Origin of the sequence: Nonomuraea sp. NPDC049480 (genome assembly GCF_044465905.1) — a bacterium.
Classification (GTDB): domain Bacteria; phylum Actinomycetota; class Actinomycetes; order Streptosporangiales; family Streptosporangiaceae; genus Nonomuraea.
The window spans coordinates 144,894-165,616 of record NZ_JBITMD010000012.1; the positions used below are offsets into that span (position 1 = coordinate 144,894).

The 20,723-nt window shown below is 70.7% G+C and carries 20 protein-coding genes and 1 tRNA gene; 15 read left to right on the forward strand and 6 right to left on the reverse strand.

Features of this window, described 5'->3' with window-relative positions; genetic code table 11:
• Positions 1-103: 103 nt before the first annotated feature.
• Entirely contained in the window at positions 104-574 is a 471-nt protein-coding gene (locus tag ACIBX3_RS31895; RefSeq protein WP_397123435.1) for a hypothetical protein, read from the forward strand.
• 29 nt (positions 575-603) lie between these two features.
• Here the strand turns inward: ACIBX3_RS31895 and ACIBX3_RS31900 are convergent, their stop codons facing one another.
• A complete protein-coding gene (locus tag ACIBX3_RS31900; protein WP_397123737.1) occupies positions 604-1,971 on the reverse strand; it encodes an LVIVD repeat-containing protein in 1,368 nt (455 codons plus the stop codon).
• 65 nt (positions 1,972-2,036) lie between these two features.
• On the opposite strand from ACIBX3_RS31900, the gene ACIBX3_RS31905 reads away from it, so the two are divergent.
• Positions 2,037-2,690, forward strand: a complete 654-nt coding sequence (locus ACIBX3_RS31905) for a DUF305 domain-containing protein (RefSeq protein WP_397123437.1) — start codon at positions 2,037-2,039, stop codon at positions 2,688-2,690.
• Positions 2,691-2,784: 94 nt separating this feature from the next.
• Here the strand turns inward: ACIBX3_RS31905 and ACIBX3_RS31910 are convergent, their stop codons facing one another.
• A complete protein-coding gene (locus tag ACIBX3_RS31910) occupies positions 2,785-3,201 on the reverse strand; it encodes an SsgA family sporulation/cell division regulator (RefSeq protein WP_020547189.1) in 417 nt (138 codons plus the stop codon).
• Between the two features lie 452 nt (positions 3,202-3,653).
• On the opposite strand from ACIBX3_RS31910, the gene ACIBX3_RS31915 reads away from it, so the two are divergent.
• Positions 3,654-3,728: transfer RNA gene (locus tag ACIBX3_RS31915), tRNA-Val, on the forward strand.
• Positions 3,729-3,924: 196 nt separating this feature from the next.
• On the opposite strand, the gene ACIBX3_RS31920 is transcribed toward ACIBX3_RS31915, so the two are convergent.
• Positions 3,925-4,245, reverse strand: coding sequence for a MerR family DNA-binding protein (locus ACIBX3_RS31920; protein WP_397123739.1), 321 nt, complete (start codon positions 4,243-4,245; stop codon positions 3,925-3,927).
• A 231-nt stretch (positions 4,246-4,476) separates the two neighbouring features.
• The gene (locus tag ACIBX3_RS31925) at positions 4,477-5,052 is read right to left on the reverse strand and encodes a TetR/AcrR family transcriptional regulator (protein ID WP_397123438.1); all 576 of its coding nucleotides are present in this window, start codon (positions 5,050-5,052) and stop codon (positions 4,477-4,479) included.
• A gap of 207 nt (positions 5,053-5,259) precedes the next feature.
• Between ACIBX3_RS31925 and ACIBX3_RS31930 the strand changes: the two genes are divergently transcribed.
• Together ACIBX3_RS31930 and ACIBX3_RS31935 are read left to right on the forward strand one after the other, a co-directional pair.
• Entirely contained in the window at positions 5,260-5,934 is a 675-nt protein-coding gene (locus ACIBX3_RS31930) for a CatB-related O-acetyltransferase (protein WP_397123440.1), read from the forward strand.
• 7 nt (positions 5,935-5,941) lie between these two features.
• Positions 5,942-6,322 carry a DUF3224 domain-containing protein gene (locus ACIBX3_RS31935; protein WP_397123441.1) on the forward strand — a complete coding sequence of 127 codons (381 nt, stop codon included), beginning with the start codon at positions 5,942-5,944 and terminating at the stop codon, positions 6,320-6,322.
• Between the two features lie 33 nt (positions 6,323-6,355).
• On the opposite strand, the gene ACIBX3_RS31940 is transcribed toward ACIBX3_RS31935, so the two are convergent.
• The gene (locus ACIBX3_RS31940; RefSeq protein WP_397123443.1) at positions 6,356-7,570 is read right to left on the reverse strand and encodes a serine hydrolase domain-containing protein; all 1,215 of its coding nucleotides are present in this window, start codon (positions 7,568-7,570) and stop codon (positions 6,356-6,358) included.
• A gap of 348 nt (positions 7,571-7,918) precedes the next feature.
• Here ACIBX3_RS31940 and ACIBX3_RS31945 point away from each other — a divergent pair, with 348 nt between their 5' ends.
• On the forward strand, positions 7,919-8,431 hold the full coding sequence (locus ACIBX3_RS31945) for a tetratricopeptide repeat protein (protein ID WP_397123740.1): 513 nt from the start codon (positions 7,919-7,921) through the stop codon (positions 8,429-8,431).
• A complete protein-coding gene (locus ACIBX3_RS31950; RefSeq protein ID WP_397123444.1) occupies positions 8,428-9,348 on the forward strand; it encodes a phosphotransferase enzyme family protein in 921 nt (306 codons plus the stop codon). Before ACIBX3_RS31945 ends, ACIBX3_RS31950 begins: the two co-directional genes overlap by 4 nt.
• Before the next feature lie 10 nt (positions 9,349-9,358).
• Here the strand turns inward: ACIBX3_RS31950 and ACIBX3_RS31955 are convergent, their stop codons facing one another.
• Positions 9,359-10,045, reverse strand: coding sequence for a sulfotransferase family protein (locus tag ACIBX3_RS31955; protein ID WP_397123446.1), 687 nt, complete (start codon positions 10,043-10,045; stop codon positions 9,359-9,361).
• Positions 10,046-10,149: 104 nt separating this feature from the next.
• On the opposite strand from ACIBX3_RS31955, the gene ACIBX3_RS31960 reads away from it, so the two are divergent.
• The 8 genes from ACIBX3_RS31960 to ACIBX3_RS31995 all read left to right on the forward strand — a co-directional run bounded on the left by ACIBX3_RS31960 (position 10,150) and on the right by ACIBX3_RS31995 (position 20,687).
• Complete coding sequence (locus tag ACIBX3_RS31960) at positions 10,150-11,649, forward strand: class I adenylate-forming enzyme family protein (RefSeq protein WP_397123448.1); 1,500 nt, start codon at positions 10,150-10,152, stop codon at positions 11,647-11,649.
• An 82-nt stretch (positions 11,650-11,731) separates the two neighbouring features.
• The gene (locus tag ACIBX3_RS31965; protein ID WP_397123450.1) at positions 11,732-13,312 is read left to right on the forward strand and encodes an NAD(P)-binding domain-containing protein; all 1,581 of its coding nucleotides are present in this window, start codon (positions 11,732-11,734) and stop codon (positions 13,310-13,312) included.
• Positions 13,313-13,315: 3 nt separating this feature from the next.
• Positions 13,316-14,368: an alpha-hydroxy acid oxidase gene (locus ACIBX3_RS31970; RefSeq protein WP_397123451.1), complete on the forward strand. Its 1,053-nt coding sequence runs from the start codon at positions 13,316-13,318 to the stop codon at positions 14,366-14,368.
• Positions 14,362-15,699 carry a cytochrome P450 gene (locus ACIBX3_RS31975; RefSeq protein WP_397123453.1) on the forward strand — a complete coding sequence of 446 codons (1,338 nt, stop codon included), beginning with the start codon at positions 14,362-14,364 and terminating at the stop codon, positions 15,697-15,699. Before ACIBX3_RS31970 ends, ACIBX3_RS31975 begins: the two co-directional genes overlap by 7 nt.
• Before the next feature lie 12 nt (positions 15,700-15,711).
• Entirely contained in the window at positions 15,712-17,040 is a 1,329-nt protein-coding gene (locus tag ACIBX3_RS31980; protein WP_397123455.1) for a cation:proton antiporter, read from the forward strand.
• 92 nt (positions 17,041-17,132) lie between these two features.
• Complete coding sequence (locus ACIBX3_RS31985; RefSeq protein ID WP_397123457.1) at positions 17,133-17,822, forward strand: response regulator transcription factor; 690 nt, start codon at positions 17,133-17,135, stop codon at positions 17,820-17,822.
• On the forward strand, positions 17,819-19,120 hold the full coding sequence (locus ACIBX3_RS31990; protein WP_397123459.1) for a sensor histidine kinase: 1,302 nt from the start codon (positions 17,819-17,821) through the stop codon (positions 19,118-19,120). The genes ACIBX3_RS31985 and ACIBX3_RS31990 overlap by 4 nt, the downstream gene beginning before the upstream one ends.
• Positions 19,121-19,130: 10 nt before the next feature.
• On the forward strand, positions 19,131-20,687 hold the full coding sequence (locus ACIBX3_RS31995) for a phospholipase D family protein (protein WP_397123461.1): 1,557 nt from the start codon (positions 19,131-19,133) through the stop codon (positions 20,685-20,687).
• Positions 20,688-20,723: the final 36 nt, after the last annotated feature.

Genomic DNA, 20,723 nt, shown 5'->3' on the forward strand with positions numbered 1-20,723 from the left:
CGGCATCGATCGGCGGCGCTAAGATCCCCGCAACATCGCCTCCGATCAACGGTGAGGTCAGATGAGTGGGGATGGCGGCGCGCCGTTGCCGCCGATTTCTGAAATGGGTGCGATCGTCTCGGTCGAGCGCGTGCTCGCGCGTACTCCGGCCCTGGCCGTCCTGCTCCCGATGATCCAGGTGTACGCCTCGGGCTGCCTGCTCAGCCTCGACGTCGTGGCCCGCAAGGCCATGGCCCCGCGCGGGCTCGCACTGCAGCTCGACTCGGCGTTCTCGGGCGAGGAGAGCACGTCGCTGCACGTCTCGCTGCGCTACGCGGACGGGGTCGAGGTCGACTCGGGCAAGGACCACAATTGCGCGCCGCCGCACCTCTCCTGGTTTCCCGGGGGCGTGCGCGGCGACGCGTCCTTCACTCTCTACCAGATGCCCTTGTGGTTGTTCCCGCTGCCGCCGCCCCAGGACTTCCTGCTGACCGTGGAATGGCCGTGGGCCGGCATCGCACCGGAGCCGGTGCGTCTCGACGGCGCCGCCATTGCGGGGGCGGCGACGCGGTCGACGCACTGCTGGCCCGAATAGTGGACCCAGTAGCGGACCCACCAGTGGATTCAGTAGCTCTTCTGGGTCTGGACGTTGAAGTCGTCCATTTTGACCTTCTTGGCCGGGTCGGTGAGCGGGTCGTCGATCTCCAGGACGTCCAGGCCCTCCATGATGTCGCTGGAGTAGATGTAGCCGTTGTAGTAGTAGGCCGACCAGGAGCCCGCGATGCCGCCCTGCCGGGCCGGGCCGCGCTCGAAGAAGCCGATCTCCTTGGGGTTCGCCGAGTCGGTGAAGTCCCAGATCGACACGCCGCCCTGGTACCACGACTGCACCATGATGTCCTTGCCGGGCACCGGGATCAGCGAGCCGTTGTGGGCCACGCAGTTCTCGTTCTTCTGCTGCTCCCTCGGGATCTTGAAGTAGCCGCGACGCTCCAGCTTGCCGTTCACCAGGTCGTAGACGGCGTTGGCGCCCTTGGTATCCGGGGTGTTGCGGTCGCACGTGGCCATGCCGCCGCCGCCCAGCTCGTCGCTGAACACGACCTTCGTCCCGTCGTTGTTGAACGTCGCCGAGTGCCAGATCGAGAAGTTCTGGGTGTCGGTGAGCTGCTGGAGGACCTTCGGGTTCACCGGGTCGGAGATGTCGAGGAGCACGCCGTCGCCGAAGCAGGCGGCCGCGGCCACCCTCTTCTCGGGGTAGGCGGTGATGTCGTGGCAGCCGGAGGCGAATTCGGCGGCCTGACGATCAGGGAAGATGTTCGGCTTCGACACGACTTTTGCGGATTGGGGCGACCCTAGCGGGACTTCTACGACTTGAAGGAGTTCGTGCGGGGACGGGCAGGTCTCCGAGTCGGGCTCGGGGCCGGGCGAGGAGACGTACACGTACAGGCTGTCCTGACCGGGCACCATCGTGTGGGTGTGCGAGCCGCACTCGGTCTGGACGGCGCCGACGTACCGCGGACTCTTCTTGTCGCTCACATCGAAGATCCGCAGCCCCTCCCAGGAGCGCTCGTCGTCGCCCGCGTCGCACTCGGGGCCGCTCATCGGCTCGTCGATGGACAGGATCAGCAGGTCTTCGTAGATGGTGACGTCGTTCTGCTGTCCCGGGCAGGCCACCTGGCTCACGACCTGCGGCTTCGTGGGGTCGCTGATGTCATAGATGGAAAAACCGCCAAAGTTTCCCACATAGGCGTAGTCGCCCTGGAAGGCCAAATCGGTGTTGATATCGTCCGCCCCGTCGAACGGGGCGGTCTTCCGCACGTGGGCGACCTGCTTGACGTTGTCGCTGGTCATGACGCCGCTACCCCCGGCGGTGCCGGTGGCCTTGCTGGCTGGAGCGCTGGTCTCCTGCAGTGTGGTCGCGGGTGTCGCCGGCGGCTCTTCAGCCTGCGGGCCCGCCGCGCACGCGGAGGCCAGCAGAAGCACCGTGCACAACACTGCTCCGCGCAACTTGGCAGAGATCAACGCGTAACCCCTTTGTCTCGTAGTCCACTATGGAAGCTATGTCAGCAGGTTCGTGGATGCGTACGGCCTTCGTCACGGTTATGGCGATATTCGCCCTTGCAGCCTGCTCTGAGGAGCCCGTACGCGAGCCCTCGCCGGTCGGCACGGACGCGCCCGTCCTGGTGCCGGGAAGCCCGGGAGCGCCGGCCCGTACGGCGACGCCGGGAGAGCGGGTCGGGCAGAGCGCGAAGCCGGCGGTGGCGTCGGACGTGCGCTTCGCGGAGGCCATGATCCCCCACCACCGCCAGGCTCTGGAAATGACCTCCCTGGTGAAGGACCGCACCACGACGCCGGTCATCCACGCGTTCGCCGGCTCGATCGCGGCCGCCCAGACCCCGGAGATCAAGGCCATGACCGGCTGGCTCGCCGAACTGGGCCGCTCGGCCCCGGCCGGGCACGCGCACGACCAGGCGGCCGGGTACGGAATGGCGTCACAGGAGGAGCTGAACGCGCTGCGCGCCGCCAAGGGGAGCGCCTTCGACCGCATGTTCCTGCAGCTGATGACCAGGCACCATGAGGGCGCGGTGAAGATGGCGGGAGAGGAACTGGCCGGCGGGCGCGACCAGCGCATGCGGCTGCTGGCCAAGGACGTCTATTCCGGGCAGAGCATCGAGATCGCCCGCATGAGGAAGGCCCTGGAATCAATCCGCTGAAAACGGACGACCCCGGGCGGTGGCGGGCGGGCCTCAGTCTGCCTGCCGGTGCGCGGAGTCGTGTCGTACGGGGATGCCTTGGCCTTGAGGACGCTCAGGAGGGCCAGAGCATGTTCGTCAGCTCGGCGTCCAGATCCATGAAGTCGGTCTCGCGACCGGCCGGCACCTTCTCGTAGGTGCGGTGCAGGAACTCGGTGAGCGGGGCCAGCGGCACCTCGAAAAGCGCCTGCCCGAAGGGGGACGTCAGGCTGATATGGAGCGTGCGCTCACCGTCGGCGCGCGCCGGCCAGACCTGTACGTCGCCGTCGCCGACACGCCTCACGATGCCCACGGTCAGCAACTCGCGGGCGAAGATCCACTCGACCGGCTCGTCGTTCCCTACGTGGAAGGCCATGCGGATGGCGTACGGATCGTCGGCCGTGTAGCTCAGTCCGGCGAGCAGGGGGACGGTAGTACGGTCGGGGACCACAAGCCGAAGGCCAAGCTCGGCGGAGACGGTGGTGCTGTTCATCGTCAGCCAAACCTTTTCGTCGTAGGTCCCCTCTACGGGGCTTTCACTGCTCTGACGGACTTCGTCCTGAGCTATGACGCGGAACGAAGAAACCTGTAGGAAAGATTCCGCTCCAGGGGCCTTCTGTAACGCACATCACAGCTGGACATTTAGGCATCTACCAGGCTAAACGGCATCAATCGGGTCGTATTTGCAAGGGTTTTGCGTGCTGTGGATCCTGCCCCGGCGGCGCCGACCATGAACGTTTCTCGCGAAAAGATCGCGACCGATGCGTTCCGGAACACGACGATGGTATGTCACCGACCCGTGCCGCCGGTGGGCAACCGCCGCCTTTCACCTGAATCCCTCCCTCGCCATCCCCCCGGCGCCCCTCCCGATCACATTCGCTTCGCCAGCAGGTGCCGGAGTGCGGTATGGTTTTTCCCGTCGGCACCGCGAGGGACCGGCAGGGCGGGCGATTAGCTCAGCGGGAGAGCGCTTCGTTCACACCGAAGAGGTCACTGGTTCGATCCCAGTATCGCCCACCAACGTCAAGGGCCACACCCCACACGCGGGAGTGGCCCTTTTGATCTTTGTGCAGCAGCGAAGTGCAGCGGTCCTCCCCGTTGAGACTGTCTCCGAGGCGCCTGAGAGCGTTCCTGGTGGCCTGGAAGGGGCCTCGCTGTAGAACGGAGGTCCGGCAGTTGCGGGCCGAGGGCGGAAGAACGTGAGCATGGCGGTGTCTCACATCACGCACCCGTTCTTGTGGTGGTTCTGGGGTCCGGCCGCGGTCTCCGCTATGCGCCGGTAGTCCGGGCAGTGGGTGAAGTCGTCTGCTGTGCACTGCATGAGGTGCTCGATGAGCGCCTTGGAGGCCGATATTTCGTGAAGCCGGCGTTCCAGTTCCGCGTGGTGCCGCTGGAGGAGTGCCTGGCGCTCGGCCTGGCCGGAGACGGTGAGGATCTCGCGGATCTGCTCCAGGCTCATGCCGGCCGCTTTGGCGCGGATGATCGTCAGAACGCGGATGACGTGGTCGCGGGTGTGTGACGTGGCTGTGGCCGCCAGGTCAGCATAACGACGGCATGATCAATCGAATTCTCCCTGGCGTGGGAGGAGACGTTGATGCAGGATCCGGCGCGGGTTCGAGTGTCGGGGCCGCTGGCACCCGACCACAATCAGGCAAGACCCCTGATCTGCGATTTCAGGTTGAAACGAGCCCAATGCACGTGGCTTCCATGACCACCCGGCCGACCCCGAGCGCGTGCAGATGATCGGCCAGGCCCAGCAGCGAGCGGGTCATGGTCGAGGGCCCATGCCGGCGAGGACCGCTTGGAGCACGCGGTCGAGGTAGGCGGGCGTCAGCGGCTCGTGTGTGATGAGCAGCCTGTAGTACAGCGGTCCTGACAGGATCTCGAAGGCCAGGTCCAGGTCGAAATCGGGGGCGAGCTGCCCTTGCTCTTGGGCGGCCTTGAGGCGGGCCAGGGTGTCGGCCGTCTGTGGCCGGATGAAGCGTTCGTTGAGGGCGGCGGCGACTTCGGGGGTGTGCTGTGCCTCTCCTATCAGGTCTCGGTACAGCGGTCCCCATGGCGGCCGGGCCAGCAGGTCGACGGCCCGGTGCATCACCTCGCGCAGATCGGCCACGATGTCGCCGGTGTAGGGATGTTCCAGGCCTGTGGTTCTTGAGCTGAGAACCGCGTCGAGGAACAGCAGGGCCTTGGAGGGCCATCGGCGGTAGATGGTGTCTTTGCCGACGCCGGCCCGGGCGGCGACCGCCTCCATGCTGAGCTTGGCGTAGCCGACCTCGAGGGCCAGGTCGAGCGCGGTCTGCATGATCGTTTCGGTCCGGTCGTCGGAGCGGCGGCGGGCGTTCATGATGCCACCATACCGGGACGGGACGTTTGGTTTGACAATGAAGGGACGTTTCCCGCACGCTGAGCACTGTCATACGGGACGGCCAGTCCCGTTATCCGGTTCAAACAGACATGGCGCAGGTGTACTTGCGGCACCCGCGAGACAACCTTCAGGAAGGGACGATTCGTGACATCCGCTGTTCCCGCCGATCCAACCGTGGTGCATCCCATGCCCGGGCAGCCGAGGCTGGTGCTGCTGAAGCCGCTGATCACCTCGCCGCTGATCGAGGTCGGGGAGTTCTCCTACTACGACGATCCGGATGATCCGACCGCCTTCGAGATCCGCAACGTGCTCTACCACTATGGGCCGGAAAAGCTGATCATCGGGAAGTTCTGCGCGCTTGGCGAGGGCGTACGGTTCATCATGAACGGCGCCAATCACCGCATGGACGGCCCCTCGACGTTCCCTTTCCCGATCATGGGTGGTTCCTGGGCCGAGCACTTCGACCTCATCACCGGCCTGCCCGGACGGGGTGACACCGTAGTGGGAAATGACGTCTGGTTCGGCTATCGGTCCATGGTGATGCCCGGCGTCCGCATCGGGCACGGAGCGATCATCGCCTCCGGGGCCGTGGTCGTCGACGACGTGCCCGACTACGGCATCGTCGGCGGCAACCCGGCCAGGCTCATCCGCCGCCGCTACAGCGACGCCGACATCGACCGCCTCCTCGCCCTGGCCTGGTGGGACTGGCCGCTCCAGCACATCAGCGAGCACGTCCGCACGATCATGTCCGGCAGCATCGACCATCTGGAGAACGCGCGCCCGCGCCCCGGAGCCGATGATCCACTCGCGCTTCCAGCACACCACGGTTCCAGCACGCGGGAATCGAGCCACCATGAGTGACCCGCAGGTGGAGCGCACCGTCAAGGCGACGTTCGAGATCGCTGAGTTCGACGAGAACGTGTATGACGAGCGCGCCGAGGCGCCCAAGCTGACCCGGGTCACGATCCGAAAGCGCTACCAGGGCGTGATCGAAGGAACGGGCGTCGCCGAAGTGCTCACAGCCCAAGGCGACGCCGGCGGTGGCTACGTCGCCTCGGAGCGCATCGAAGGCACGCTCGACGGCCGCCAGGGCACCTTCGTCATCCAGCACTGGGGGCTGGCCGATGGAGCCGAGCAGAGCAGCGAAGGAAGCATCGTCCCGAACTCCGGGACAGGAGAACTCGTCGGGATCGCCGGTCGCGCGATGGAACGCGAGTTCCAGGTCCTCACGCTGGTCTGCACGTTGTGAGATCACCAGAGCCAGACCTCGGCCACCACGTTCCTAGGAGAAGGCGGCCAGCGCGATGCGGAGGGTTCGCTGGTTCTGGCCGGAGGCCTTGGCGTCGGTGGAGTTGACCGAGTAGACCAGGGTACGGCTCAGGTCGCGGGTCGCGCCGACCCCCGCGGCATACCCGTAGCGGGCGCCGGTCTTACCGTAGGCGACGATCCCGCCCGGCAGCACGAGCCTCGTCATGCCGGAGGTGTAGACGGCGGGCTGGTTGCCGCACTTGTCGTGCATCTTCACGTCCGGCACGGTGAACATCGGCTCCAGGTGCGCCTTGGGGACGAGCTTTCCGGTGAACAGCGCCTTGACGAACTTCTCCAGGTCCGCGGCGGTGGAGATGAGGTCGCCCGAGGCCCAGGTCGAGGTGACGCTGGTGGTGGTCATGTCGACCACGTGGCCGTCACCGAAGGCGATGGCGTTCTGGAAGCCCGCGGGGACCACCTGGTAGCCCTGGTGGTGCGGGCCGCGGATGCGCGGCGAGGCGCCGGGCAGGTAGCTGTCGCGCATGCCGGCCGGGCGCAAGATCCTGGAGGTGACCTCGTGCTCGTACGAGCGCCCGGTGACCTTCTCGATCAGCAGCCCGGCCACGAACGTGTTGATGTTGAGGTAGTGCTGCCGGGTGCCGGGCGGGAACTCGATCGGGCTGCGGACGGCCAGTGCGACGTACTCCTCCGGCGTCCAGGTCTTGAACCGGGTCCGGTAGACCCAGTCGAACGTCTCGGGCAGGGTGGGCGACGGCAGCCCGCTGGTGTGGTTGAGCAGCTGGCCGACCTGCACCTTGGGGTAGGAATCGGGCAACAGGCCGGGCAGGTGGTCCTGGACCGCGTCGTCGAGCGAGATCCTGCCCTCGGCCACGAGTTGCAGCACCACGGCGGTGGTGAACATCTTGGTCACGCTGCCCGCGCGGAACCGTACGTGCGCCGACGCCTTGCGCCGGGAGGTGAGGCCGGCCACGCCGGTCACGCCCTTCCACGAGCCCTTGCTGCCGCCCACCCGGACGATCGCGGCGGTGGCGTCGGCCGCGGGCAGCCCGGCGATGGACTGCTGCAACGCCACGCTGTTGATCGGTGGGGTGGGCGCGTCCGGGTCGGGCTGGATGACAACCGGCGGCGGGCAGGCGCTCGGCGTGGGTGCCGGGGTCGGCGTGGCCGCCTGGGCGGGCGTGGCCACGAGGAGGGTGGCGAGAGCGAGGCCGGCGGCTGCCAGTTTCATCGGACTATCTCCAGGTGAGAGAGGTGCTGTCGCGGTGTGCCCATCCTGTCGATCACGCCGCGGCAGCGGATCGCCGGTGCGACGGATTCGTCCTCACTCCTGCGAGCGAGCGCGCGAATCGCCCGTACCGGCGATGTCGGCGGCCCCTTGGCAAGCCGACGATTTCCCCCATGAACAATGGTTGGTGCCTCCACCGCCTGTGGTGACGCGCCGCGGAGAAGGGTGAAAAGAAGGAATGGGGCTCCGCCCCAACCCCGGCCCTCCTCGGAGATGGCCAAGATCGCTCAAATGTGCGGGTCGGGCGGACGCCCGATGATCTACGCTGTGCGATGTGTCCGAGAATGAGGCATCGGCGTGCCGGTGGATCTGGCGCAGGCCGCCCGGCTGTTCCACGCCGCCGCGGCGGCCGGGGACGCGGTCGCCGCGTACAACCTGGGGATGATGTACCTCCAGGGGCAGGGCGTCGGCCGCGATCCCGTGGCGGCCCGCCGCCTGTTGGGTCAGGCGGCGGAGGGCGGCGTCGCCCACGCGTTCGCCGCGCTCGGCGACCTGCTGGCGGAGCTGGGACAGGACCGGCAGGCCAGGGAGCACTACGTGCGTGCGGCCGAGGAGGGTCTCCCGGCGGCGATGTGGGCGGCCGGGGGCCGGCTGCGCGACGGCCTGGGCGGTCCCGCCGATCCCGTCGGGGCCGTCCGCTGGTTCCTGCGCATGCTCGACCACGGCGACGGAGACGGGGTGCACGAGGCGATCCAGCTGGCCCGCGGCATGACCGACGCGCAGATCAGGGAAGCGGCCGGGCTCGCCGGACGGCCCGCCGACGGCGAGGTCCTGATCGGCATCGTCCGCCGGGAGGGGACGTGAACGAGGTGCCGGGTGAGGCGATGCGGGCGGTGGCGCGGGCGTACGGGCTGGGAGAGCCGGCCGGGCCGGCCGTGTACGCGGCGCGTGGCGAGCTGGGGCGGATCTGGCGGCTGGAGACCGGGCGCGGGTCGTGGGCCGTCAAGGAGCTGCTCGTGCCGGCCGAGGAGAGGGGCGCGCGGGGGGACACAGAGTTCCAGCTCGCCGCCAGAGAGGCGGGGCTCAGGCTGCCGCGGCCCGTCATGACGGTGGACGGCGATGTGCTGCTCGACGGGCGGTGGCGGGTCTACGAGTGGGTCGATCTGGCGGGCGGCGAGGTGGTCAGCGGGGCCGAGCTCGGTGCCGTGACGGCCGGGTTGCATCAGGTGGGGCATCCGGCCTGGGGGCCGGCGGATCCGTGGTTCTCCGAGCCGGTCGGGCCGGCCGGGTGGGAGGCGCTGGCCGCGGCCGGTGGTGAATGGGCGGCGGCGCTGGAGCGGGCCCTTCCCGAGCTCGTCGCGCTGGACGCCCTGGTGATCCCGCCCGCTCCCGAGTCCCTCACCACCTGCCACCGCGACGTCAACGTCGAGAACGTCCTGCGCGCATCCGACGGCGGCGTGGTCGTGCTGGACTGGGAGAACGCTGGCCCGGCCCGCCCGGCGTGGGAGCTGGCGAAGATCCTGGTCGATCTGTCCCTGGAGGACGCGGTCGCGGCATACCGGGCCTATCGGGTGGCGGACGGTCCGGAGACGCTCGCCGAGCCGGCCGGCTTCTCCATGGCGATCGCCGAGCAGGGACATCTCCTGGAGTTCTACGCCCGCCGCGCCCTCTCCCCGGAGGAGTCCGAGGACAACCGGGCCAGGGCCCGCGCGCGGCTGCGCACGATGCTCGACCGGCCGCTGACCCCCGCGAGAATCGATGCTCTCCTCGCGGCCTTGTGACGCACCCGGTTCAGCGGCCGCGCAGGATCAGCCGCAGTTGCCGCCTCGGCCGTTTGGCCTGCCACGCCACCCGCTCGTTGGCCTGCGGGAACGGCTCCTCGGGCACGGCCACACCGAGGAACGCGCACAGCGGCTCCCACCCCTCCCTGACGTCGAACACCAGCAGCCGGTCGGCCGGGATCGCGGTCTTGACCTCGGCGATGTGCCGCTCGTAGACGTCGAGAACATGTGCGCGGTCGTCGATGCGGCCGCCGAAGATCGGGTCGATGACGGTCGCCCTGGCCATCCGCGGGTACAACGCGAAGTCCGGAGCCCGCCGCGCCACCAGCCACCGGACCACCCGGCGGCGCAGAGGCAGCCGCCGCTCGGCCAGGGCGCTGCGGAAGATCGTCTCGCTGACGCTGTCGTACCAGCGGCCGGGGTCCCGGACGGTGAGGATCACTTTGGCGCCGGGGTAGTGCGCGGCCAGCTCGCGCCAGTACGCCGCGGCCGGCCAGTCCAGCGCCGACCGGAACCCGCGCAACACCTCGTCCCAGTCGCGTGATCGCCCCTCGCCGACGTCCAGCCACTGCCGCACCCGGTACGGCTCCGCGATGACCGCTGACATGTGGTAGCACGGCCCGTACCCCAGTAACTCGAGGGCCGCCTTCAGCGACCGCGTGCCCGTCCGGCCGAACCCCGCGCCGATCACCTTCACGTCGCCCTCACCATCCGTACAGCTCTGATGCGTCTCTGATCCGCGCCCTCTACCGTGAGTCCAGTCTTATGACGAGATGCCGCGAATGGACAGAGGAGCCGGCCATGCTCTTCCCGCACCCCCTGCTCGACGCACTACGCGACGCCCCCGGCACACCCGCCTTCGAGCACGGCGGCCGGACCGTTCCGAGGGGCGAGCTGCTGGAGCTGATCCGGCGGCTGGCGGGCGCGATGGCCGACGCGGGGCTGGGCCCGGGCCGGGCGGTGGCCGTGCGCACCGCCGTCACGCCCGAGGCGTTCGCCGCCCACATGGCCGCGCACACGCTCGGCTGCCGGGTCGTGGGCATCCGGCCCGGGTACGCCCCCGGCCAGCTCGCGCACGTGCTCGCCATGGATGTGGACGCGGTGCTGGTGGACCCGACGACGGCGGCCCCGGAGCTGTTCGTGAAGCCGGCGCTGTCGCTGGGCCCGTGCGCGGGGGCGGCGGACCTGCTGGCGCACCCCGACGACGGCCGGCCGCTCACCGTGGAGGCCCGCCCCGGCGACGTGGCCGCGCTGGTGTTCACCAGTGGCAGCACCGGGCGGCCCAAGGGCTGTGCGATCAGCTACCGGGCGCTCAGCGAGCACTGGGTGTGGCAACCGCGCAGGTGGTCGCCGGTGGCGGCGGCCTTCGCCCGGGGCTTCGAGCGCTACCTGCTGTTCGGCACGCTGGCCAGCATGGTGGTGATGGAGTTCGCGGCGCCGTGCCTGCTGGGCGGCGGCACGGCGGTGATCCCGGAGGACGACGGGCGGCCGCTGTTCCCGTACGCGATCGAGCGCCATCGCATCACCGGGTCGATCATCACGGTGCCGCGGCTCTACCAGATGCTGCGCCTGCTGGAGGAGGACCCGGCGGACGTGGGCAGCCTGCGGGCGCTCATGGTGTCGGGCTCGCCGATCAGCGCCAGGCGGCTGGCGGAGGCGGCCGAGCGGCTCGGGCCCGTCGTCTACCAGGGGTACGGCCAGACCGAGGCGGGCAACGTGGCCATGCTCACGCCGGAGCACATCGCGGCCGGGCGCGGCCTGGACTCGGTGGGCCTGCCGCATCCCGGCGTCGAGATCGGCGTGCGCGACGAGGACGGGCGGGAGCGGGCGCCGGGGGAGACCGGGGAGATCCACGTGCGCAGCCCGTACCTGATGTCGGGCTACTGGGGCGAGGAGGAGGAGACCCGGGACACGCTCAGGGACGGCTGGCTGCGCACCCGCGACCTCGGCCACGTGGACGAGGAAGGGTTCCTGCACCTGGCCGGGCGCACCCGCGACGTGATCATGGTGAACGCCATGGTCGTGTACGCCGGCCCGGTCGAGCGCGTCCTGACCACCCATCCGGACGTCGGCGAGGCGTACGTGGCCGGCGCCCCCGACGAGGCCACCGGCGAGGCCGTGCACGCGTTCGTCGTCCCGTCGCCGGGGCGCGCTCCGGACCTGGCCGAGCTGTCGGCGCTGGTCAGGGCCGAACTCGGTGAGGACAGTGTGCCCAAGACGATCACGATGGTGCCCGGTGTCCCCGTCGCCGCGAGCGGCAAGCCCGACAAGCGCGCCCTGCTGGCCCGGCACGCCCTCTGAGCAATCTCTGAGCAATCTCTGAGAATCGCGCGCCAACACTGATGTTTGTCCTTTCAATCACTTCGTTGTGACGGAGGCGTCAGTGGCCGACAATCCCCTGGACTACCTGGTGATCGGCGCGGGCCCGGCAGGACTGCAGCTGGGGTACTTCCTGCACCGAGCGGGGCGGACGTACCAGATCCTCGAGGCGGGTCCCGCGCCGGGCCAGTTCTTCGGCACCTTCCCGCGCCATCGCACGCTCATCTCGATCAACAAGAAGCACACCGGCTGGGACGACCCCGAGCTCAACCTGCGGATGGACTGGAACTCGCTGCTGTCGGACGACCCCGAGCTGCTGTTCACACGCTACAGCGACCGGTATTTCCCGCACGCCGGCGACATGGTGCGCTACCTCGGCGACTTCGCCGAGCGGACAGGGCTGCGGATCGCGTACGACGCCCGGGTGGTCCGGGTCGACCGCCCCGGTGATCAGCGCGGCGTGTTCGTGGTGACCGACGAGCGCGGCCGCCGGTGGGAGGCGAGCCGGGTGATCGTGGCGACCGGCGTCACCCGCCCCAACGTCCCGCCCATCCCCGGCGTCGAGACCGCCGACCTGTACGGCACCGTCTCCACCGACCCGGCCGACTACGTGAACCAGCGGGTGCTCATCATCGGCAAGGGCAACTCGGCGTTCGAGACGGCCGACAACCTCATGGAGACCGCCGCCGTCATCCACGTCGCCGGCCCTCACTCCATCCGCATGGCCTGGCGCACCCACTACGTGGGCCACCTGCGCGCGGTCAACAACGGCCTGCTCGACACCTACCAGCTCAAGTCCCAGAACGCCCTGCTCGACGGCGACGTCCGGCGGATCATCCGCCGGCCGGACGGCACCTACCTGGTCACGGTGGCCTTCGCCCGGGTCGACGAGGTCACCAAGGACATCCCGTACGACCGCGTGATCCTGTGCACCGGGTTCCGCTTCGACGCCTCGATCTTCGCCGGCGACTGCCGCCCCGACCTGGTGATCAACGACAGGTTCCCGGCGCTCACGCCCGCGTACGAGTCGGTCAACGTCCCGGATCTCTACTTCGCCGGCACGATCACCCAGTCGCGCGATTTCAAGCACGGCACCAGCGGCTTCATCCACGGCTTCCGCTACGGCGTCCGCGCCCTGCACCGCATCCTGGAGTCCCGTTACCACGACGTCCCGTGGCCGGCCAGGATGATCGCGGCCCAGCCGGGACCGCTCGCGACCGCCGTCATCGACCGGGTCAACCGCACCTCGGCCCTGTGGCAGCAGTTCGGGCTGCTGGCCGACGTGATCGTCGTCGACGGCGACGGCATCGCCCGCTACCTGGAGGAGGTGCCGTACGACCTGCAGGGCCCGCCGATCGGCGAGCGCGGTCACTTCGCGATCACCCTGGAGTACGGCCCCGACCACGACAAGGCCGACCCGTTCGACATCGAGGTGGCCCGCATCAGCCAGAGCGACTCGGCCCGCGCCCACGAGGGCCACTACCTGCACCCGGTCGTGCGGCATCACCGCCCCGGACGGCCGCCGGTCGCGCACCACATCACGGAGAACCTGGAGAACGAGTGGGACTCCGAGGAGGTCCACATCGAGCCGCTCCGGGCCTTCTTCGCCCGTCAGACCGCGTCCGCCATGTCCGTTCCGATCTGAATCATGGACATGTGGACGCTGCGCGACTTCGAGGCGGAGGCCCGCGCCCGCCTCGACCCCGCGCACTACGACTACTTCGCCGGTGGCGCCGGGGACGAGGTCACGGTACGGGCCAACGAGGCCGCGTTCGCCCGGCTCGGGCTGCTGCCGCGGGTGCTGCGCGGCGCCGGCAAGCTCCAGACGGACGTCACCCTGCTCGGCAGCCGCGCGGCCATGCCCGTGCTGGTGGCGCCGACCGCGTTCCACCGGCTCGCCGATCCCGAGGGCGAGCGGGCCACGGCCCGCGCGGTCGCCGCCGCCGAGACCATCATGATCGTCAGCATGGCCGCGACCGTCGCCGTCGAGGACGTGGCGGCCGCGGCGCCCGGCGCCGAGCTCTGGTTCCAGCTCTACCTCCAGCCGGACCAGGCCTTCACCGAGGAGATCGTGCGCCGCGCGGAGGCGGCCGGCTGCAAGGCGCTGGTCGTCACCGTGGACTCGCCCGCGCTCGGGTTGCGCGAGCGCGACCTGCGCAACGGCTTCCACGACCTGCCCGAGCACCTGTGCTGCGAGAACCTGCGCGACGGAGCTCGCGGTGACCGGGTCCGGCCCATCGTCATGGCGCCCGAGCTGTCGTGGGAGCACCTCGACCGGCTCAGGGAGACGACGTCGCTGCCGATCGTGCTCAAGGGCGTCACGCACCCGGCCGACGCCCGGCTGGCGGTCGGCCACGGCGCCGCGGCGATCATGGTGTCGAACCACGGCGGGCGGCAGCTCGACACCGTCCCGGCCGCGATCGACCTGCTGCCGGACGTCGTCGCGGCGGTCGGCGGTGCCGTGCCGGTGCTGATGGACGGCGGCGTGCGGCGCGGCACCGACGTGCTCAAGGCCCTGGCGCTGGGCGCCGCCGCGGTCGCGGTCGGCCGGCCGGTGATCTGGGGCCTCGCGGCGGGCGGCGAACGGGGTGTGGCCCGTGTGCTCGGCCTGCTGCGCGCGGAGGTCGAGAACGCGCTCACCCTGTGCGGCTGCGCCTCCGTCCACGACCTCGACCCGGGCATGGTGCGACGGCCATGCTGATCGCGATCGTGCTGGCCGTCGCCGTGCTGGCGAGCCTGCCGTGGTGGCTGCCCGGACGCGTGGTGGCGTTGCGGGTGCGGGTCTTCAACCGGATCAACGGCGACGAGGCCATCCCCGTGCCCGGCGACCTGGTAAGCGTCGACCGGTTCAAGGAGGTCTACTCGCATCCGGCGGCGAACGGGCGCAGCAAGGGCGCGGCGCTGTCGGACCTGTTCTGGTACTGGCTGTCGCCCGGCCCCGAGATGCACCAGGAGCACCTGGAGGCGGGGGAGCGGTACGACGCCGTGGCCAGGACCACGCGTGCCCTGCTCGCCGTGCCGCGCGGCGAGGTGGAGGAGCTCGCCCGCCGCTGCGCCGCCCGCGCGCTGGACGGCGCCCGCGGCACGGTGCGGCTTCGGGACCTGATGATGCCGCTGTGGGCCGAGTTCTCCTACGAGCTGGTCTTCGCCGAGCCGTGCCCGCGCGAGGCCCGCGACCTCATCGCCGGCAACGCGAACGACGTGGTCGCCGCGCTCAAGTGCACCGGGCTGCGCCACATGGAGCGCCGCGACCGCCTCACCCGTTACCTGCTCGGCCGGCTCTCCCGCGTGCGGGTCCCGCTTCCGCCGGACCTGACGCCCCGTGAGCAGGCCTTCTACCTGCAGGGGACGTTCTTCAACACCGCCGTCGTGCAGATGTCGGAGGCCATGGCCCACCTGCTGATGGTCCTCGCCCAGCACCCCGGCGTGCAGGACGATGCCCGCGACGCGGACGACCGCCACCTCGACCACGTGATCGCCGAGACCATGCGGCTCTACCCGCTGTTCGGCATCGCCCACCGCGTCACCACCGGCGACATCGAGGTCGACGGGCGCACCACGATCCCGGCCGGGTCCGTGCTGTGCTTCAACTACCCCGAGTTCCACCGCGCCGGCTTCGCCGACCCGGACCGCTTCGACCCGGGCCGCTTCGACCCCGCCGAATCCTTCAAACCCGCCAAGGAGCTCAACCACATCCCGTTCGGCGTCGCCGCCAACCGCCCCTGCCCCGCCTGGCGGCTGGCCCCGATCGCGATGCGGGCCGTCACCCGTGAGGTCCTGCGCGGGCACACGCTCGTCACGTCGGCCGCGCACACCCGGTCCCTGCCCAACCGGGGACCGTGCCTGCTCATCCCCCGGGGCGAGCCGGCACCCGGCCGCGCCGCGCTGGCCTGGATGCGCCTGCGCGACCGCTGGGAGGACGTCTGGCGCAGCCTCGTCCAGCTCGTCCTCGGCACCTACATGGTGTGGGACGCACGCCGGCAGCGGCTGTGCGAGCGCCACTTCGCCCAATGCCCCGTCACCCATCACTGAGCGGAGATCGGCATGCCTCTTCTGGCCCAGATCACGGCGCCCGACCCGAACCTGGCCCTCATCCTCAAGGTCTTCCCCGCCCTCGTCGTCATCCTGCTCACGTCGGCCCTCTGCGGCCGGCTGGCGCAACTCGTCATGCAGCCGCGCGTGCTCGGTGAGATGGTGGCCGGCGTGCTGCTCGGGCCCACGCTGTTCGGCTGGCTGTTCCCCGGGACGCAGGCCGCGATCTTCCCGCCCGAGGTCAAGCCCGTCCTGTACGTGCTCAGCACCATCGGCCTGACCCTCTACATGTTCCTCGTCGGCGCCGGCCTCGACCACAGCGCCCGCACCCCCGGCGAGGTGCGCAAGGCCTCCGTGCTGGCCGCCTCCGGCATCCTGCCGTCCGTGCTGCTGGGCTTCGGGGTGGGCCTGCTCCTGCACGGCACGCTCTCGCGCCCGGACGTCAGCCCGTTCCAGTTCGCCCTGTTCGTCGGCGGCGCGCTGTCGCTGACCGCGTTCCCGATGCTGGCCAGGATCCTGTACGAACGCGGCCTGGAGAACTCCCCGATCGGCCGCCTCACCCTGCTGGCCGCCTCCATCGACGACGCCCTGGCCTGGTGCATCCTGGCGATCCTTTCCGCCATGCACCTCGGTGCCGGGCCCACCGGCGCGCTGCCCACCATCGGGCTGACCGCGCTGTTCGCGATCGTCATGCTCAAGGTCGTCGCGCCCCTGCTGCGGCCCATGGGCAGGACCGTCGAACGCACCGGCCGGCTCGGCCCCACCGCCATGTACGCCGTCGTCCTCATCCCGCTCACCGCGGGCTGGCTGACCGACTGGATCGGCGTCTACGCCGTCTTCGGCGGCTTCTTCGCCGGCCTGGCCATGCCCCGCGACCCGGCCTTCCGCCAGGCGCTGCACGGCCGCATGATGGAGGTCGTCTCGACGCTGCTGCTGCCGACGTTCTTCACCTTCTCCGGGCTCAACACCCACCTCGGCGGCATCGCGGGCGGCGCCATGCTGCTGGCGTTCGGGCTGATCCTGGCCGCCGGGTTCTGCGGGAAATACTTCGGCTGCGCGCTGGCGATGCGGGGGCTCGGGTTCGGCCGGCGGGAGTCGTACGCGGTGGGCGCGCTCATGAACGCCCGCGGCCTGATGATCCTCATCTTCATCAACATCGGCCTGGCGCAGGGCATGATCACGCAGGAGCTGTTCGCCATGCTCGTGCTCGTGGCCGTGCTCACCACCGCCGCCGCCCTGCCGCTGTACAAGCTGGCGCTGCCGGCACGGCTGGAGCGCGCCGTCGAGCCCGCCGGGGAACCGCCACTGGAGGAGCAGGTCATCAGGTCCAATTCCGGATAAAAACGCAGACAGGGATGGATGCCATGATTTTCTAACGGGTCAATGGTCAAGTGGACCTGGTATTTCCCTGACACAGGTGTCAACGTGGTCTGGTGGCTGGGACATCGGGCACGGCCGACCTGCCCTCCCGTCGGCTGCTGCTCATCGAAGACGACCGCGAGCTGGGGCACATGCTGGTCGATCTGTTCACCGAACAGGGATACACCGTCGACCTGGCGCTGGAGGGGCAGCGGGGGCTGCATCTGGGGCTGAGCCGCGCGTACGACGTGCTGATCGTCGACCGCGGCCTGCCCGCGCTGGACGGGATCGACCTGCTGCGCCGGCTGCGCCGGCAGGCGGTCACCACGCCGGTGCTCGTGCTCACCGCCTTCGGCTCGGTCGCCGACCGGGTCTCGGGGCTCGACGCGGGGGCCGAGGACTACCTCGTCAAGCCGTTCGACGTGGAGGAGCTGCTGGCCAGGGTGCGGGCCCTGCACCGCAGGAACCTCGACCAGGCCACGCTGCTGCCGCTCGGCGCGGGCTGGCTGGACTCCGAGGCGCACCTCGTACGGCTGCCGAGCGGGGAGCAGGTGACGCTGTCGGGACAGGAATGCCGGCTGCTCAGCGCCCTCGCCACGCGGCCGCGGCAGGTGCACACCCGCACGTCGCTGCGGCAACGGGTCTTCGACGGCGCGCAAACGGAATCGATCGTGGACACCTACGTCTACTATCTTCGCAACAAGCTGGGACCGGGGGTCGTGTGCACCGTGCGCGGCGTGGGATACCGCCTGGGTGAGCTGTGAGCAGGCGGAGGGCTCCGCGTCACGACCGCCCAGGACCGGAGCGGCGGCTGCTGGTCAACGCCCGGCGCAGGCTCACCGTGCAGGTCGCCGGCGCGATCTCGGTCGTGCTCGTGCTCGTCGGCGCGATCGTCTACTGCTTCATGGCGCACGAGCAGGGCGCCGGCGCGCGGCGCGAGCTGTCCGCCGCCGTCCGGAGCGCCCCGGTCGCGCATCCGCCGCCCTGCCTGTGGCTGTACGAGCAGCGCGGCGGCGCCGTCCAGAGCTCACCGGGCGCGCCTGCGACGCTCCCGGTGCGCGCCGAGCTGGAGCGGGTCGCCCGTGGCGGCGAGCCGCGGGCCACCGAGGTCGAGGTGGCCGGCCACGCCTACCTCGTCCGCACCGAGCGCCGCGGCGACGCCGTCGTCCAGGCCGCCATGGACCTGCGCTACCAGGCCGCCGAACGCAGCAGGCTGCTGCGCACGCTCGCCTTCGCCGAGATCGCCGGACTGCTGGCCGCCCTGCTCGTCGGCCAGGTCATCTCCCGCCGCGCGATCTCCCCGCTCGGCGAGGCGCTGGCCCGCCAGCGCCGCTTCGCCGCCGACGTCAGCCACGAGCTGCGCACCCCGCTCACCCGGCTCAACACCCGCGCGCAGCTGCTGGCCCGCAGGATGCGCGGCGGCACGGACCCGATCCTGCTCATCGACGAGATGGACCAGCTGGTGCGGGGCAGCAGGCAGCTCGGCGAGGTGGTCGAGGACCTGCTGCAGTCGGCCCGGTTCAACCAGCTGCGGCGGCCGTTCGGCCCCGTGGACCTGGCCGCGCTGGCCGCCGAGCTGGCCGTGGCCGACAACGCCCGCGCCCAGGCCAGGGGCGTGACGATCGAGGTCCGCTGCGACGGCTCGGGCGACCACGTCGTACGCGGCGTGGAGTCCGCGCTGCGGCGCGTGATCTCCGCGCTGCTGGACAACGCCCTGGGCCACACACGCCCCGGCGGCCACATCTGGGTGACGCTCACCGGCGACGCCGACGTCGTCCAGCTCACGGTCAGGGACGACGGCGCGGGCCTGGACCCGGCCGACACCGAGCGCCTCTTCACCCGGTTCGTGGGCGGGGGGTTCGGGCTGGGGCTGGCGCTCGTACGGGAGGTCGTGCACGGCCACGACGGCACCATCACCGCCGACGGGCGGCCTGGAGCCGGCGCCGTCTTCACCATCCGCCTGCCCGCGGAGACCTCCGGTTCGCCGGCCGAGCCGGAACCGGACGCCCCGCCGGCCCGCGAGCCCGCATGGGGCACGCATCAGCGCCCCCTGCCTGGGTAGCCGGGAGCCGATGCGCATCGAGGACTGGTTTCTCACCGAGGAGGAACGGGGCAACCGGGCGACCAGGCTGCGGCCGTGGTCGGCGGGCAACGACGTGCGCCCGCTCGTGCACGGCGCCGCCTACTTCGCCGAGCTGCTGGCCGGCCTGGAGGAGCTCGGCGAGGACGACCTGCTGCTGTTCGCGGACTGGCGCGGCGACCCCGACGAGCGGCTGGCCCCGGACGGGCCGACCGTGGGCGCGGCGATGGACGCGGCCGCGGCGCGCGGCGCCCTCGTCCGCGGCCTCATCTGGCGCTCCCACCTGGACCTGCTGCGTTTCAGCTCGGCCGAGAACCGCCACCTGGGCGAGGAGATCGAGGGCTCCGGCGGCCAGGCGCTGCTGGACACGCGGACCAAGCCGGGCGGCTCGCACCACCAGAAGTTCGTCATCCTGCGCCACGACCGCGACCCGGGGCGGGACGTGGCCTTCGTGGGCGGCATCGACCTGTGCCACAGCCGCCGTGACGACGCCACCCACGAGGGCGACCCGCAACGCGCCCCCATGCCATCCGTGTACGGCCCCCGCCCACCCTGGCACGACGTCCAGGTCGCCGTCCGCGGCCCCGCCGTGGAGCAGGTGGAGCAGGTGTTCTGCGAACGCTGGGAGGACCCGGCCCCCGAGACCCGCGACCCGCTGCGCCGCCTGCGCGACCACGTCGAACGCCTCGACGACGCCCCCGCCCTCCCCACGCCCGGCCCGCCTCCGCCCCGCGCCGGCCATCACACCGTGCAGCTGCTGCGCACCTATCCGGCCCGGCGGCGTGGCTACCCGTTCGCGCCGGGCGGCGAGCGCAGCATCGCCCACGCCTACCGCAAGGTGCTGGCCCGGGCCCGCTCGCTGATCTACCTGGAGGACCAGTACCTGTGGTCGACGGACGTGATCGAGCCGTTCGCCGCGGCCCTGGAGCGCGAGCCCGGCCTGCGCATGATCGTCGTCGTGCCGCGCCACGCCGACCAGGACGGCTGGCTGGCCGGCCCCGCCAGCCTGATCGGCCGAGCCGACGCGCTGCACCGGCTGCGGACCGCCGGCGGCGACCGGGTCGGCGTGTACGACCTGGAGAACCACCACGGCACCCCGATCTACGTCCACGCCAAGGTGTGCGTGGTCGACGACGTCTGGGCGGCGGTCGGCTCCGACAACGTCAACCTGCGCTCGTGGACGTACGACTCCGAGCTCAGCTGCGCGGTACTGGACGAGCGTGAGGACCCCCGCCCGCCCCACGGCGCGCTGAAGTTCGCCCGCGACCTGCGCCTGACGCTCATGGGAGAGCACCTGGACCTGCCCGAGGAGGAGCACGACGGGCTGTGCGACCCGATCGCGGCCTTCGACGGGTTCGCCCGGTCCGCGTCCCGCCTGGAGCGCTGGCACCAGGACGGCCGCACCGGCCCCCGCCCGCCGGGGCGGCTGCGCCCCCACCCGTCCCCGGCCCTGTCGCCGATGCGGAAGCTGCTCGCCCTGCCGCTCTACCGGTTCGCCATCGACCCCGACGGCCGCCCGCCGTCCCTGCGCCGGTCGGGCAGCTTCTAGAGACGCCTTTCGCACGATCGCCTCTTCCGCGCCTTC